Raw genomic sequence first — 13795 nt, forward strand, 5'->3', positions numbered from 1 at the left:
CGGCGGCCCGGCGCGTGGTGTCGCAGCCGATCTGTCCGTTCGCTGCAATCGGCCCGTGCAGGGCAAGCGCGCCGAATCCCCCCCCCCGCCCGGTTCGTGAACGATTCTCTGTGCCGCGATGCCGCCGGCCCTGTCGGGGGTGGGCGGCTTCGCGCGTTGTCCCCCGCCGCGGCTGTTGATAAAGGGGGCGGGTGCGGGTGAACGGCGTGTCGTTCCGGGTCAAAGGGGGAATCGTCTTGCTCAACAGGATAGGAACGGGCGTCGCGGCCGTCCCATGCGCTCTGCCCGTCTGACCCTCGCGCTGGACAGCGGCGCCGTCACCCTGCCCGACAGCGGCAGCATCGTGGTCTATCGCCCCCGGGCCGATGACGACCTTTCGGCGCTGCCAAAGGACCGGCTGCTGCTGGTGCAGGGCTTTCGCCCCGATCACGACGCGCTGGCCGCCCGCGGCTTTCGCGTCGCGACCGAGGGCGGCACGGGCCATGCCGCGGCGCTGGTCTGCCTGCCGCGGGCGCGGGCCGAGGCGCGGGCGCTGCTGGCCGAGGCCGCGGCCTCGGTGGCAGACGGCGGGCCGGTGATCGTGGACGGCCAGAAAACCGACGGGATCGAGACCGCCTATCGCGATCTGGCCGCCCGGCTGCCGGTTTCGGCCGCGCTGTCGAAGGCGCATGGCAAGCTGTTCACCTTTGCCGCCGGTCCGGGGCTGGAAGACTGGGCCGCCCGCCCGACCGAGATCGACGGCGGGTTCGTCACCCTGCCGGGGGTGTTCTCGGCCGATGCGCCCGACCGCGGCTCGGAACTTCTGGCGGCGGCGCTGCCGAAGGATCTGGCGGGCCGGGTGGTCGATCTGGGTGCCGGCTGGGGCTATCTGGCGCGGACGGTGCTGGACAGGCGCGCGGTCAAGCGGCTGGATCTGGTCGAGGCCGAACACGCGGCGCTGGTCTGTGCGCGGCAGAACATTCCCGATCCGCGCGCCTATTTCCACTGGGCCGATGCCACCCGCTTCCGGCTGTCGAAGCCCGCCGATGTGGTGGTGTGCAACCCGCCCTTTCATGCCGGACGCGAGGCCGACCCCGGCCTTGGCCTTGCCTTCCTGCGCACCGCCGCGCGGCTGTTGCAGCCGGCGGGGGTGCTGTGGCTGGTGGCGAACCGCCATCTGCCTTATGATCGCGAGCTTCGAACCCTGTTCGTCGAGGTCGACGAGATCGGCGGCGATGCCGCCTTCAGGATCGTCCGCGCTGCCCGGCCCCGCAAGGCCGGCCGCCCGGACGTGTAACAGGAGACCACCATGTCACTTTCCATCGCCGGCAAGACCGCCATCGTCACGGGCGCTGCCGCCGGCATCGGGCTGGCCGTGGCCCGGCATTTCGTCGACAAGGGCGCGAATGTGATGTTTGTCGACATCGACGAGGCCCGGCTTGAAGATCAGGTCGGTGAGGAAGCCCGTGCCGAAGGCCCGGTGCGCCTGTTCGCGGGCGACCTGCGCGAAAAGCTGACGATCACCAACCTGCTGTCGGCCACGATGGACGCCTTTGACCGGGTGGACATCCTTGTGAACGCCAGCCGGCAGATCCTGCCGTCGGACCCGCTGTGCCCCGAGGATGACGCGGTGGAATTCCTGTTGCAGCAGAACCTGTTGACCGGCCTGCGGCTGACGCAGATGACGGCAAGGCGCATGATCGCGCGGGCCGAGAAGACCGAGGAAAAGCCCTCGCAGATCGGCGCTGTCGTCAACCTGTCCTCGATCGCGGCCTGCCGCACCCAGCCCGAGTTGCTGGGCTATTCCATCAGTTGCGCCGCGGTCGAGCAGATGACGCGGTCGATGGCGGTGGCGCTGGCGCCAAGGGGCATCCGCGTCAACGCGGTCTCGTTCGGCTCGATGATGAGTGCCAGCCTTCAGAACGCGCTGAAGGACACGCCGGCATGGCGCAGCGCGATCACCGAGCGCACGCCGATGCGCCGCATCGCCGCCGCGTCCGAGATCGCGGAAACGGTGCAGTTTCTGGCCTCGGATGCTGCGGCCTTCATGACGGGGCAGGTGGTGACGCTGGATGGCGGGCGCAGCCTGATCGACGCTGCGGTGGCCCCGGTCTACTAGGTTTCGGGGTAGGTGGCCCGGCACTGGGCCACCTGCGCTTCGGCCTGCCGCGCCAGTTGCCGGCGCTTCACCAGAAGCTGATCCAGCTTGCGCCTCTCGGCGCCAAGGTCGATGGCGACCGGCTCTCGCACGGTATGGGGCACCTGTTCGAAGCAGCGCCGCGCCGGGTAGAACACCCGGTCGCCGTTCTTGCGCGTGCGCACGACAGGCGGGCCGCATTCCACCCATTCCGGGCGGTAATCCACCCGTTCTTCAAACGCATAGCCGCGCGCAAGGCTGCGCTGCGATTCGGCGATCAGATCGTCCACCACCCGCAGGTCGCGTGTTGCGCGCGAAATGCAGCGATCCTGCGGCGTGCCGCAGGCGGCAAGGGTGGCAAGCAGAAGAAGGGGCAGGGCAAGGGCTTTCATGGGGCTGAGGTTAGCCCTTTGGCGGCGCGTCGCAAAGGGATTCTGGATCGCTGCGGGCAAAGCTGCTAGCCCTTTGCTTAAAGCTATGGGGGACATGCATGATTGATGCGATGGACGAGCGCAAAGCCCGCGCCTCGGGCTGGTTCCGCGCCTTGCGCGACCGGATCGTGGCCGCGTTCGAGGCGGCCGAGGACACCGCCCCGGACGAGGCCGGCCCCCCGCCCGGCCGGTTCGCCCTGCGCGAGACGCAGCGCGAAAGCGGTGGGGGTGGCGGCTTGATGAGCGTGATGCGCGGCGGCCGCCTGTTCGAGAAGGTGGGCGTGAATGTCTCGACCGTGCACGGCACGCTGGCCGCGCCCGCGCAACGGGCGATGGCGGCGCGCGGGGTGCCGGGGATGGACAGCGATCCGCGATTCTGGGCCTCGGGGATCAGCCTTGTCGCGCATATGCGCAACCCGCATGTGCCGGCGGTGCATATGAACACGCGGATGTTCTGGACCCCGCAGGCGTGGTGGTTCGGCGGCGGCGCCGACCTGAACCCCTGTCTCGACTATCCCGAAGATACGGCGCATTTCCACGCCACCCTGCGCGCGGCTTGCGACACGCGCGCACCCGATTGCTATGACCGCTTCAAGGCCTGGGCGGATGACTATTTCTTCATTCCGCACCGGGGGCGGGCGCGGGGCGTCGGTGGCATCTTCTACGACGATCTGAACTCGGGCGAATGGGAGTCCGACTTCGCCTTTACCCAGGCGGTGGGCCGCGCCTTCCTGCCGGCCTTCCTGCCGCTGGTCGAACGCCGCCGCGCCACCCCCTGGACCGAGGCCGACCGCGAGGCGCAACTGATCCATCGCGGGCTTTATGCCGAATACAACCTTGTCTACGACCGCGGCACGAAGTTCGGGCTGGAATCAGGCCATGATGCCGATGCCGTGCTGATGAGCCTGCCGCCGCTGGCGAAATGGGTCTGATCGGGCGGCGGTCGGCGGGCTATTCCGAACAGACATAGACCGCGCCGCCCACCGCGACGACGGTGACGGCGGCAGCGGCCAGTGCGGCCGGCGCGGTCGCCGCCGACAGCGCCGTGGCGCCAAGGCTGGACAGCGCCGCCGAGACCGAACCCGCGGTGCCCGACAGGATCACCGCGCCGGTGCCGTTTTCCACCGCGCGGACACCGTTCACCACCCGTCCCGCCTGTCCGGCGATGGACAGCGCGGCCCCGGTCGAATCGTTGACCCTTTGGCAGAAGGCACCCGTGGGCCGGGCGCAATGCAGATAGGCGTCGCGCTCGCCTTCGGCAAAGCCGGTGTAGGTGTTGGCCTCGCGGTCGAACTGAAGGCAGAACACCGCGCGCTCACGGTCATTCAGCCCCGGCGTCATCGCGCGCAGCGTCACATAGCCGGGGCAGGTGATGTCGCCATAGCCCCCCAGCCAGCGTTCGCGGATCGAGCGGTTGGCGCGAACCTCTTGATCCTTCGTGTCCCAGCTCAGCGCGGTCGGGAAGCCTTCCAAAGAGGTCAGACAGGCTTCGGGCTTGGCCAGCGCCGGTGCGGGCAACATGAGCAAAAGGGCAAGAAGGGTGCGCATGACAACTCCGGCAGGGTCGGTCATGTCAGCCTGTCCGCTGTGGCGGCACAAGGCAAGCGGGGGCGGCTCAAAGCAGCGTGAGCCGCCCCCGATGGATCACTTGCCGCGGATCGTGTTGACCAGCAGCGTGACGTTTTCCGGATCGGCTTCCGGCGTGATGCCATGGCCAAGGTTGAAGATATGCGGGCCGTTCTTGAACGCCTCGACCACGCCCTTGGTGGCCTGAACCAGTTCGTCGCCGCCCGTCACCATGTATTTCGGATCAAGGTTGCCCTGAACGCAGGTCTTGCCCTTCTGGACATTCTCGGCCGCCCATTCCGGCGACACCGAGTTGTCGATGGCCACGCAATCGGCGCCGGTCTTTTCGGCAAACCCGATATAGCCCTCGCCGGCTTCGCGCGGGAAGGCGATGATCGGCAGACCGGGGTGACGGGCCTTCAGTTCCGCGATGATCTTGCGCGCCGGTTCCACGGCGAAATCCTCGAAGTCCTGCCCTTTCAGCGAGCCGGCCCAGCTGTCGAACAGCTTGACCACTTCGCAGCCGGCCTCGACCTGCTTCGACAGGTATTCGATGGTGGCATCGGTGATGCGGTCCATCAGCGCGACAAAGGCCGCCCGGTCGGTGTCCTTCAGCTTGTGCGCCGCGGCCTGATCCTTGGACCCGCGGCCCGCGATCATGTAGGTCGCGACCGTCCACGGCATCCCGGCAAACCCGATGAAGGTGGTCTCGGCGGGCAGTTCGCGGGCGAGGATGCGGCAGGTCTCATAAACCGGGGCCAGCTTGTCGTGGATCTCGTCCTTGCCCTTCAGCGCCTCGACCCCGGCCATGTCGGTGATCGTGGACATCCGCGGGCCTTCGCCGGTTTCGAACCACAGATCCGCACCAAGGGCCTGCGGCAGAAGCAGGATGTCGGCAAACAGGATCGCCGCGTCAAAGCCATAGCGGCGGATCGGTTGAAGCGTCACCTCGGCGGCCAGTTCCGGGTTGTAGCACAGCGAGAGGAAGTCGCCCGCCTCGGCCCGCGTCGCGCGGTATTCCGGCAGGTAGCGGCCGGCCTGACGCATCAGCCAGATCGGGGGCGTGGGCAGGGTTTCGCCCCGCAGCGCACGCAGCATCGTCTTGGTCATGGGGTGCTCCTTCTCAGCTTGGGTGCTGGTTCCCAAGCCGCGCCCCCGATGTCAATATGGGGAGTTGTCAGGGCAACTGGACAACGCTAACCAAATCGCCATGACACACACCATGCCCACCCCCGCTGAACCCCTCAAGATCGGCACGCGCGGCTCGCCGCTTGCGTTGGCTCAGGCCTACGAGACCCGCAGCCGCCTGTCGGCCGCGTTCTCGTTGCCGGAAGAGGTATTTGAGATCGTGGTGATAAAAACCACAGGTGACAAGGTCTTGGACCGCCCTCTGAAAGAGATTGGCGGCAAGGGCCTGTTCACCCGCGAGATCGAGGACGCGCTGCTTGACGGCGGAATCGATATCGCCGTCCATTCGATGAAGGACATGCCGACGCTTCAGCCGGATGGGCTGATCCTTGACACCTACCTGCCGCGCGAAGACACGCGCGATGCCTTCATCACCTTCGCTGAAGGTGGGTTGGCTGATTTGCCGCAGGGCGCCGTGGTCGGATCTTCCAGCCTGCGCCGCCGCGCGCAACTGCTGAACCGCCGTCCCGATCTTCAGATCGTGGAATTCCGTGGCAACCTTCAGACCCGTCTCAAGAAGCTGTCCGACGGGGTGGCGCGGGGCACCTTCCTCGCGATGGCCGGGCTGAACCGGCTGAACATGACCGAAGTGCCGCGCATCGCGATCGAGCACGAAGAAATGCTGCCGGCCGTGGCGCAGGGCGCCATCGGGATCGAGCGTCGGATCGACGATCCGCGCACGCAGGAAATGCTGGCCGCGATCCATGACGTGCCCACCGGCCACCGCCTTGCCGCCGAGCGCAGCTATCTGCTGAAGCTGGACGGTTCGTGCGAGACGCCGATCGCAGGGCTGTGCCTGCTGGAAGGCGACCAGATCTGGCTGCGCGGCGAGATCCTGCGCCCCGACGGGTCCGAATGCATCTCGGGCGAGATCCGTGGCCCGATCCCGGATGCCGCGGCGCTGGGGGCCGAACTGGCGTCCGAGCTGCTGGGCCGCGCGCCCGCCGACTTCTTCAGCTGGCGCTGAGGCTTTCGGCCAGAGCGGGCGCCCGCTCTGGCCGCTTTGCGGGGCGTTGCGCATCCCTTGGCCATGCCGGGATTCGCCGCCGGGCCGCCCGTTCAAAGTGTGACTGATTTTTCCGCAAGGTGCGGCAACAGGCGCCCTCAACGGGGCGCGGATCGCTGCTAACCTGATCCCATGACGGCACAAAGCCGCCGGGACTCTGGTCATGTCACAGATCGATCCAGCCGCCCCTTCCGCCGATCCCTTCGCGCCGGTGATCGCCGCGGCCCTTTGCGAAACGCCGGTCCGGGTGAAACCGCTGCCCTTGCCCGATGGCGATCAGCTTTGGCTGAAGCGGGTCGAGGATGCGACCCACCGCAACTGGCAGCGCAAGGGCGACATGCGCCGCTTGCTGCGCCGCGAACGCGAGGCTTGCGTCGCGCTGGGCGCGGCGGGCCTTCCGGTGGTGGCGCTGGTGGATGGTCACACCGACTGGCTGGTGACGCGCGACGCGGGCGCCAACCTGCGCCACCTGCTGCGCGCCGCAGACACCTGTGCGCGCGAACGGCAGGCCGCCTTTGCCGCCGCGGGCGAGGCGCTGGCGCGGCTGCATCGCGCGGGTGTGACCCACGGCCGGCCCACCATGCGCTCGATCTGCTGGGACGGGACGACGGTCCGCTTCATCAGCCTGTCGCGCACGGCGATGCGGCGGCGGCGCAAGCGGCATTTCGCGCTGGATGTGCTGATCTTCATCCATTCCTGCCTCTGCGCCGACCGCAGCGCGCATGAGGCGCTAGGCGCGGCGCTGACCGCCTATCTTGCCCATGCGCCGGAAGGGACATGGGGCGCGGTGCGGCGCATGGCGCTGTTGGCGGCGATGGTCGCCCCGGCCGCCGCTGCGGTGAAACTGGTGGCGCGGCGGCCTGCCTCGCGCGAGTTGATGGCGCTGCCTTTGGCGCTGGCCTACGTCTCGGCGCGGCGGCGCTGACCGCGGTCGCAGGGCCTGCCCATCGCAGGCGTTCCGTGCCATCGTGGCCGAGGAATCAGCCGCGGGCAGGGGTTTGGCGATGGACGAGGGCACGATCATCCTTCTGGCGCTGCTGACGCTGGCGATTGTGGTGGGAACGCCGGTGGCGACGGTCGTGCTGCTGGTGCGGCAGGCGCGGCTGACCGCGCGGCTGGCCGAGGTCGAGGCCGCCCTTGCGCGTCTGGGCAGCCCGGCGCCCGCAGCCGATGCATTGCCGGATGTGATGGCGCGGCCGCAGCCCGATCCGGTTGCACCACCTGCGCCCGCGTCGGATGCCCTTCCAGTGACCGCCGACCGCCCGCCGCCGATCGCCGGCCCGTGGGATCGTGCGCCAGCGCCGGAAACGCAGGCGGAACCCGCGCCCGAACGCCCCTATGTCCTGCGCCGCGACCGGCTGGCGAGGCTGTTCGTCTGGCTGCGGACCAACTGGGCCTTTACGCTGTCGGCGGTGTCGCTGGCGCTGGCCGGCATCTTCTTCGTGCAATACGGCATCGAGCAGGGCCTGCTGCCGCCTGCGCTGCGTGTGGCCGCGGCGGTGGCCTTCGGCCTTGGCCTGATCGCGGCCGGCGAATGGGTGCGCAGGCGGGGCGGCGAGGGCGAGGACGCGCCGGCCCTTTACCTGCCCTCGGTGTTCTCGGCGGCGGGGATCGTTTCGGTCTATGCCGGTATTGTCGCCGGGAGGTTGCTTTATGCGCTGTATGGTCCAGGGCTGACACTGGCGGGGCTGGTGGCGACGACGCTGGGCGCGGTGGTGCTGGGCTGGCGTCACGGTCCGTTTCTGGTCGCCATGGGGCTGCTGGGGGCGGGGGCGGCGCCGTTTCTGGTGGCGGGCGGATCGGGGGCCACGGCGGCGCTTTATCCCTATTACCTGCTGATCGCCTTTCTTGGCCTTGCGGTCGATGCCTTTCGCCGCTGGGCCTGGGTCTCGGTGCTGGCGCTGGTGGTGGGGATGGGCGGCGCCTTTCTGATGGCGCTGGCCGGCGCCGGGGATGAAGGTTGGGCGCTGGCGCTGCTGGGCTTTGCCGTGATGGCGGTGGTGGTGCCCGAACGCGCGCCGATCCCCGAGCACGAGGCGCCGGCGATCCTTGACGCGCTGATGGGCGGGGGCAGCCCGTCCTTTCCGGTGCGGCTGGCCTTCGGCACGGTGGTGGCGACGACGCTCGCCCTGTGGCTGACGCTGGACGGCATGTGGTCCTTTGCTGCACTGGCCGCGCTGGCACTGGGGCTGGCGGTGGCCAGCCTGCGCGCGCCCGGGATCGGAGACCTTGCGATCCTGCCCGCCGCGGCCTTCCTTGCCCAACTCTGGACCGACGAGCGGTCGGCTGCGGTCTTTTCCGCCCAAACCATCCTGCTGCGAGAGCCCGAAACCGCCCCCCCCGCCACCGTTTCGGTGCTTTTGCTGCTGGCGGGTCTGGTGACGCTGGCGCTGGCGCAGCGGGCGCGGGGCGCGTTGTTGCGGCCACTGGCGCTGGCGGCGGTGCTGGCGGCGCCGGTCGCGGCGGCCCTGCTGGAGTTTCGCTGGCTTCCCGCGCCGGTCCTTGGGCTGCTGCCCTGGGCCTTGCATGTGATGGCGGTGGCGGGGCTGATGACCTGGCTGGCGTGGCGCTGGGCGGGGCAGGCGGATCGCCGGCCGATGGCCTGGGCGGTGCTGTCGGCGTTGTCGGCGGTGGCGCTGGCCCTGTTCCTGCTGCTGGATGCTGCCGCGCTGACGCTGGCCTTCGGTGTGCTGGCGGTGACGGCGGTCTGGCTGGACCGGCGGCTGTCGCTGGTCGAGATGGGCTGGTTCATGCAGGCGGCGGTGGCGGCGATCAGCTATCGGCTGGTGGTCGATCCTGGCCTTGACTGGGCCGGCATCGCGCCGCTGGGCCATGTGCTGGTGGCCTTTTCCGGGGCGATCATGGCGGCGCTGGCGGCGCGGCATCTGCTGGCCTCTGGCCGCCGGATCGAGCGAGCGGTGGCCGAAAGCGCCGTGGTGGTCTGGGCGGCGCTGCTGACCAACGTGCTGTTCCTGCGCGGCCTTCCGCCCGATCAGTCGCAGTGGACACACTGGTTCCTGACGCTTCAGGCGGTGCCGTGGCTGCTGGTGGCGGGGGCGCAGCTTTGGCGGGTGCAGGGCGATGGCGGCCGCGTCGATCTGCTGCGCCGGGTGATCGCAGCCGGTGCCGCGCTGCTGGCCGCGGTGCCGCTGCTGCTGTCGCTGACGCTGGCCAATCCGCTGGTGGCGGGGGCCGACGGGCGCATCATCGGCCCGCCGATCCTTGATTCGCTGGCGTTGGCCTATGCGGTGCCGGCGGCGCTTCTGATCGCGGGGGCGCTGTTGCCGGCGCTGGGGCGGTTGCGGCGGTCGGTGCGGCTTTTGGGGATCGGGTTCGCGATCCTGTGGCTTGCACTGGAAATCCGCCGCCTGTGGCAGGGCGAGCGGATCGACGCCCCCGGTGTCATGCAGGGCGAGCTTTACAGCTATACGCTGGCGATGCTGGTGGCGGGGGCGGCGCTGTTGTGGCTGGCGGTGCAGCGGCGGTCGGAACCCTTGCGCCGGCTGGCGATGGTGGTGATCGGCGTGACGGTGGCCAAGGTGTTCCTGTGGGATGCCGCGGGGCTGTCGGGGCTGGTCCGGGTTCTCAGCTTTGCCTGTCTTGGGCTGGCGCTGGCGGGGATGGCATGGCTGAACGCGCTGATCCGCCGTGCGATGGCGGATCAGGGCAAAAGCTGAAGCCAGACCCAGATCGTCAGGATGGAGCCTGCGGTGGCGATCAGCACCGCCGAGGCCGTGACCCGCTTGGCCACGCCATAGATGTTGGCGAACAGATAGGCATTCACCCCCGGTGCCATTGCCGCCGTCACCACGGCAGACCGGATCTGCGCGGTTTCCAGATCGAACACCCCGCGCCCCAGCAGAAAGGCCACACCCGGATGCACGATCAGCGACAGGCCGCAGATCATCGCGATCACCTTCATGTCGCCTTCGGGGCGATAGCGCAGCAGCACCCCCCCCAGCCCGAACAGCGCCGTGGGCAGGGCCGCGCGGCTCATCATGCCGACCGCGGCATCGATGGCGCCGGGCAGCACCATGCCCGACAGGTTCACCACAAAGCCCAATGAGATCCCGATCACCAGCGGCTGGCTGAAGATCGCCACCACCACCTGCCGCGCCAGCCGCGGCTTTGAAAGCCCCATCCCGCGCGAGCGGACAAGCTCCATGACGGTGATGCCAAAGCCATACAGCAGCGGCGAATGGATTGAAATGATGGCATAGTTCGCCGCCAGCGCGTCGGGGCCATAGGCGCGTTCGGTGATCGGCAGGCCCAGCAGCAGCGAGTTCGAGAACAGGCAGGCAAAGCCGATCGCCACGCAATCTTCCAGCGGGCGGCGAAACAGATGCCGTGCGCCCAGAAAGCCAAGGGCAAAGCCAATGAAAGCCCCGGCGTAGAACGAGGCGAACAGCCCAAGGTCATAGTTCGCCGCCAGATCCAGCCGCGCGATCGACGAGAACAGCAGGCAGGGCACCGCGAAATTCTGCGCGAACCGCATGATGCCATCCACCGCAAGGTCCGGGATCAGCCCCACCCGCGCCGCCGCATATCCGAAGCCGATCACCAGAAAGACTGGCAGGATGACGTCGATCAGCGCGCTCATGCGTCCAGATCGAAGCTCAGACCGTCATGGGCGGGCTTGATATGGGCGGGCAGTTCGGCCGCCAGCGCATCGTAATCCAGATCGATGTGCATGTTGGTCAGGATCGCGCGTTCCGGCTTTGCCCGCGCGATCCAGTCCAGCGCCAGCGCCAGATGGGCGTGGGTCGGGTGCGGGCGGCGGCGCAGTGTGTCCAGCACCCACATCCGCAGCCCCTGAAGATGCGGCCAGCTTTCTTCCGGGATCGCCACCACATCGGGCAGATAGGCCAGATCGCCGATGCGGAAGCCCAAGGCCTCGGTCGGGCCGTGGCTGACGCTGAAGGGCACCAGCCGGATCTTTCCGCCCTCGCCATCGACCTCGAACGGGCCGTCGATGGTGTTCAGATCCAGAATCGGCGGGTAAAGCGATCCCGGCGGCTGAACGAAGGCATAACCAAAGCGGTTCAGCAGCGCATCCTGCGTGACCGGATCGGCCCAGACCGGCAGGCGCTTCTGCATGTTGAAAACGATCTGGCGCAGGTCGTCGATGCCATGGACATGATCGGCATGGGCATGGGTCCAGGCGACGGCATCCAGCAGCCCCACACCGGCATCCAGCAACTGCGGATGCAGGTCGGGGGTGGTGTCGATCAGCACGCGGGTGGTGCCGTGCCCCTCGCTCCGCTCGACCAGCAGGGAACAGCGGCGGCGGCGGTTCTTCGGGTTCGCGGGGTCGCATTCCCCCCAATGCCCGCCCAACCGAGGCACCCCCCCCGACGAGCCGCAGCCAAGGATGGTGAACCGCAGCCGCGCCATCAGCGGGCGGCCTTCGCAAACAGCCGGTCAAAATTGGCCGAGGTGGCGGCGGCGAACTCGGGCAGGGTCAGCCCGAAGACCTCGGCGCCTTTCGCGGCGGTGTGGGCGGTATAGGCGGGCTCGTTCCGGCGGCCGCGGTGGGGGGGCGGGGCCAGATAGGGGCTGTCGGTTTCCAGAAGGATGCGGTCCAGCGGCGCGGCGGCAAAGATTGCCCGCAGCTCGGCCGATTTCGGAAAGGCGGCGATGCCCGACATCGACAGGTAGAACCCCAGATCCAGCGCCGCCTGCGCCAGTTCCGCCCCGGACGAGAAGCAATGCATGACGCAGCAATAGGCGCCCGCGCGGTGTTCCTCGGACAGGATGCGGGCCATGTCGTCATCGGCGGCGCGGGCATGGATGATCAGCGGCAGGCCGGTCTGGCGCGCGGCCTCGATATGGATGCGCAGGCTTTCCTGCTGCGCGGCGCGGCTGTCGGCGGAATAGTGGTAATCCAGCCCGGTTTCCCCGATGCCCACGAACTTCGGATGCGCGGCAAGGGCCACCAACGCGTCAACCGTGGCCATGGGTTCTTCGGCCGCGCTCATCGGATGGGTGCCGGCGGCGTAGTAGACGCCGTCATAGGCTTCCGCGATGGCGCGCACCCGGGGTTCGTGGCGCAGGCGGGTGCAGATCGTGACCATGCGGCCCACCCCGGCCGCGCGGGCACGGGCGACGATCTCGGGCAGTTCGCCCTCGAAATCGGGGAAATCCAGATGACAATGGCTGTCGACGATCTGCGGAATATCGGGCGTCATGGCTTACCTTGAGGCGAGCAGGGCCGCCGTCTCGTCGATCCTGAGAACCATATCCATGAGAAGCGCGGCAGGGTCAAGGTTGACCGCCCGCCCGCGGCGCGCCCGGTTGCCAAGGGTCTGCGCCAGATCGGCCCAGCCGCGGGCGGCCTGCGCATCGGGGGCAAGGCGGGCGAACAGCGCGGCCTCGCCCGGGGCGGCCTCGGGCGGGGTGATCCGCAGCGTGCCGGCCCGCGCCAGGCGGGCCAGAAACAGGTCGATCAGCGACAGCATCAGCACGAACTGCGGCTCGGCGCCCTTGCCCGCGGCGCTGTCGGCCAGGGCCAGCAGCCGTGGCCGGTCCAGGTTGGGGATGCCGGACAGCAAGGTTACCAGCGCGCGATACAGCTTCAGCCCGTCGAGATTGGCGATACGGATCGCCTCGCCGGCCGAGCCGCCGGCAAGTTCCGCCATGGCGGTGGGGTCGGTGACCTCGACGCCCGCGGCGTCCAGCGCGCGGGCCATGTCCGCAGGCCCCAGCGTGCCCAGCCGCAATTCGCGGCAGCGAGAGCGGATCGTGGGCAAAAGCCGCGCCGGCTGATGGCAGACCAGAAGCAGCGTCGCGCCCGCCGGCGGTTCCTCCAGCAGTTTCAGCAGCGCGTTGGCCGCGTTCGGGTTCATCTCGTCCGCGGGATCGACGATGGCCACCCGCCGCCCGCCATCGGCCGCCGTCAGCGAAAAGAACGCCTTCATCCGGCGCACCTCATCGACGGTGATCTGGGTTTTCAGCTTCTTGTCCTTCTGATCCCACGCCCGGCGCAGCAGGAACAGCCCCGGATCGGACAGCGCCGCCACCCGATGCGCCACCGGGTGATCGGCGGGCACGTCCAGCGATGGCGGGGGTGGGGGCGCGAACAGCCCCTGTTCCGGCGGCTGCGCCAGCAGAAAGCGCGCGATCCGCCATGCCAGCGTGGCCTTGCCGACGCCGAGGGGGCCAGTAATCAGCCAGCCGTGATGCAGCCTTCCCGAGGCATGGGCCGACAGAAAGTCAGCCTCGGCCCGGTCATGGCCGAACAGCCCCGTCGTGCAGCGCGGGTGCGGGGCGCCCTCGACGCGGTCGGGTTCGGGGATCTCATCCTGAACGGGCTGTGCCATCGCGCCCTCATGGCTGTCTTCCGCGCCGCCCTTCGGGGGCGTGCAGGCGGCAGGTAGGACAAGCGGCCCTGCGATTGCAAGCGCCTTGGCGGGATGTCGGAAAAACTGTCTGACGGCGCGGGCGCGGCCCGATACAGGATGCCGTCATGTCAGGAAGGCCCAAGGCTTC

The 13795-nt window shown here is 68.9% G+C and carries 13 protein-coding genes; 6 read left to right on the plus strand and 7 right to left on the minus strand.

What is annotated here, in order from left to right; all coding sequences use genetic code 11:
- Positions 1 to 274: 274 nt before the first annotated feature.
- Entirely contained in the window at positions 275 to 1276 is a 1002-nt protein-coding gene (locus tag CRO07_RS03460; protein ID WP_097029288.1) for a class I SAM-dependent methyltransferase, read from the plus strand.
- 12 nt (positions 1277 to 1288) lie between these two features.
- Positions 1289 to 2098, plus strand: coding sequence for an SDR family NAD(P)-dependent oxidoreductase (locus CRO07_RS03465; protein ID WP_097029289.1), 810 nt, complete (start codon positions 1289 to 1291; stop codon positions 2096 to 2098).
- Here the strand turns inward: CRO07_RS03465 and CRO07_RS03470 are convergent.
- On the minus strand, positions 2095 to 2508 hold the full coding sequence (locus CRO07_RS03470) for a hypothetical protein (RefSeq protein ID WP_097029290.1): 414 nt from the start codon (positions 2506 to 2508) through the stop codon (positions 2095 to 2097). The two genes, CRO07_RS03465 and CRO07_RS03470, sit on opposite strands and share 4 nt — an antisense overlap.
- Before the next feature lie 98 nt (positions 2509 to 2606).
- Here CRO07_RS03470 and hemF point away from each other — a divergent pair, with 98 nt between their 5' ends.
- Entirely contained in the window at positions 2607 to 3479 is an 873-nt protein-coding gene (gene hemF, locus CRO07_RS03475; protein ID WP_097029291.1) for an oxygen-dependent coproporphyrinogen oxidase, read from the plus strand.
- A 19-nt stretch (positions 3480 to 3498) separates the two neighbouring features.
- On the opposite strand, the gene CRO07_RS03480 is transcribed toward hemF, so the two are convergent.
- Positions 3499 to 4095: a hypothetical protein gene (locus tag CRO07_RS03480; protein WP_176504476.1), complete on the minus strand. Its 597-nt coding sequence runs from the start codon at positions 4093 to 4095 to the stop codon at positions 3499 to 3501.
- Between the two features lie 96 nt (positions 4096 to 4191).
- Complete coding sequence (hemE, locus tag CRO07_RS03485) at positions 4192 to 5223, minus strand: uroporphyrinogen decarboxylase (protein WP_097029293.1); 1032 nt, start codon at positions 5221 to 5223, stop codon at positions 4192 to 4194.
- A gap of 112 nt (positions 5224 to 5335) precedes the next feature.
- Here hemE and hemC point away from each other — a divergent pair, with 112 nt between their 5' ends.
- The 3 genes from hemC (at position 5336) to CRO07_RS03500 (ending at position 9984) form a co-directional block, all read left to right on the plus strand.
- Positions 5336 to 6268 carry a hydroxymethylbilane synthase gene (gene hemC, locus CRO07_RS03490; RefSeq protein ID WP_176504477.1) on the plus strand — a complete coding sequence of 311 codons (933 nt, stop codon included), beginning with the start codon at positions 5336 to 5338 and terminating at the stop codon, positions 6266 to 6268.
- 202 nt (positions 6269 to 6470) lie between these two features.
- The gene (locus CRO07_RS03495; protein ID WP_097029294.1) at positions 6471 to 7232 is read left to right on the plus strand and encodes a BUD32 family EKC/KEOPS complex subunit; all 762 of its coding nucleotides are present in this window, start codon (positions 6471 to 6473) and stop codon (positions 7230 to 7232) included.
- A gap of 79 nt (positions 7233 to 7311) precedes the next feature.
- The gene (locus CRO07_RS03500) at positions 7312 to 9984 is read left to right on the plus strand and encodes a DUF2339 domain-containing protein (protein WP_097029295.1); all 2673 of its coding nucleotides are present in this window, start codon (positions 7312 to 7314) and stop codon (positions 9982 to 9984) included.
- Here CRO07_RS03500 and CRO07_RS03505 read toward each other — a convergent pair.
- From CRO07_RS03505 to CRO07_RS03520, 4 genes are read right to left on the minus strand one after another with little or no spacing between them, the layout of a single operon-like run.
- Entirely contained in the window at positions 9969 to 10907 is a 939-nt protein-coding gene (locus CRO07_RS03505) for an AEC family transporter (protein WP_097029296.1), read from the minus strand. The two genes, CRO07_RS03500 and CRO07_RS03505, sit on opposite strands and share 16 nt — an antisense overlap.
- Positions 10904 to 11701: an MBL fold metallo-hydrolase gene (locus CRO07_RS03510; RefSeq protein ID WP_097029297.1), complete on the minus strand. Its 798-nt coding sequence runs from the start codon at positions 11699 to 11701 to the stop codon at positions 10904 to 10906. The genes CRO07_RS03505 and CRO07_RS03510 overlap by 4 nt, the downstream gene beginning before the upstream one ends.
- On the minus strand, positions 11701 to 12495 hold the full coding sequence (locus CRO07_RS03515) for a TatD family hydrolase (protein ID WP_097029298.1): 795 nt from the start codon (positions 12493 to 12495) through the stop codon (positions 11701 to 11703). The genes CRO07_RS03510 and CRO07_RS03515 overlap by 1 nt, the downstream gene beginning before the upstream one ends.
- Before the next feature lie 3 nt (positions 12496 to 12498).
- The gene (locus tag CRO07_RS03520; protein WP_097029299.1) at positions 12499 to 13626 is read right to left on the minus strand and encodes a DNA polymerase III subunit delta'; all 1128 of its coding nucleotides are present in this window, start codon (positions 13624 to 13626) and stop codon (positions 12499 to 12501) included.
- Positions 13627 to 13795: the final 169 nt, after the last annotated feature.

This window comes from Cereibacter ovatus (genome assembly GCF_900207575.1).
Taxonomy (GTDB): Bacteria; Pseudomonadota; Alphaproteobacteria; order Rhodobacterales; family Rhodobacteraceae; genus Cereibacter_A; species Cereibacter_A ovatus.

What these genes read in the sequence shown, in the direction of transcription:
- CRO07_RS03500 (WP_097029295.1), top strand. Translation starts at nt 7,312, where the DNA reads ATGGACGAGGGCACGATCATCCTTCTGGCGCTGCTGACGCTGGCGATT.
- hemC (WP_176504477.1), top strand. Translation starts at nt 5,336, where the DNA reads ATGCCCACCCCCGCTGAACCCCTCAAGATCGGCACGCGCGGCTCGCCG.
- CRO07_RS03515 (WP_097029298.1), bottom strand. Translation starts at nt 12,495, where the DNA reads ATGACGCCCGATATTCCGCAGATCGTCGACAGCCATTGTCATCTGGAT.
- CRO07_RS03505 (WP_097029296.1), bottom strand. Translation starts at nt 10,907, where the DNA reads ATGAGCGCGCTGATCGACGTCATCCTGCCAGTCTTTCTGGTGATCGGC.
- CRO07_RS03520 (WP_097029299.1), bottom strand. Translation starts at nt 13,626, where the DNA reads ATGGCACAGCCCGTTCAGGATGAGATCCCCGAACCCGACCGCGTCGAG.
- hemF (WP_097029291.1), top strand. Translation starts at nt 2,607, where the DNA reads ATGATTGATGCGATGGACGAGCGCAAAGCCCGCGCCTCGGGCTGGTTC.
- CRO07_RS03495 (WP_097029294.1), top strand. Translation starts at nt 6,471, where the DNA reads ATGTCACAGATCGATCCAGCCGCCCCTTCCGCCGATCCCTTCGCGCCG.
- hemE (WP_097029293.1), bottom strand. Translation starts at nt 5,223, where the DNA reads ATGACCAAGACGATGCTGCGTGCGCTGCGGGGCGAAACCCTGCCCACG.
- CRO07_RS03465 (WP_097029289.1), top strand. Translation starts at nt 1,289, where the DNA reads ATGTCACTTTCCATCGCCGGCAAGACCGCCATCGTCACGGGCGCTGCC.
- CRO07_RS03480 (WP_176504476.1), bottom strand. Translation starts at nt 4,095, where the DNA reads ATGCGCACCCTTCTTGCCCTTTTGCTCATGTTGCCCGCACCGGCGCTG.
- CRO07_RS03460 (WP_097029288.1), top strand. Translation starts at nt 275, where the DNA reads ATGCGCTCTGCCCGTCTGACCCTCGCGCTGGACAGCGGCGCCGTCACC.
- CRO07_RS03470 (WP_097029290.1), bottom strand. Translation starts at nt 2,508, where the DNA reads ATGAAAGCCCTTGCCCTGCCCCTTCTTCTGCTTGCCACCCTTGCCGCC.
- CRO07_RS03510 (WP_097029297.1), bottom strand. Translation starts at nt 11,701, where the DNA reads ATGGCGCGGCTGCGGTTCACCATCCTTGGCTGCGGCTCGTCGGGGGGG.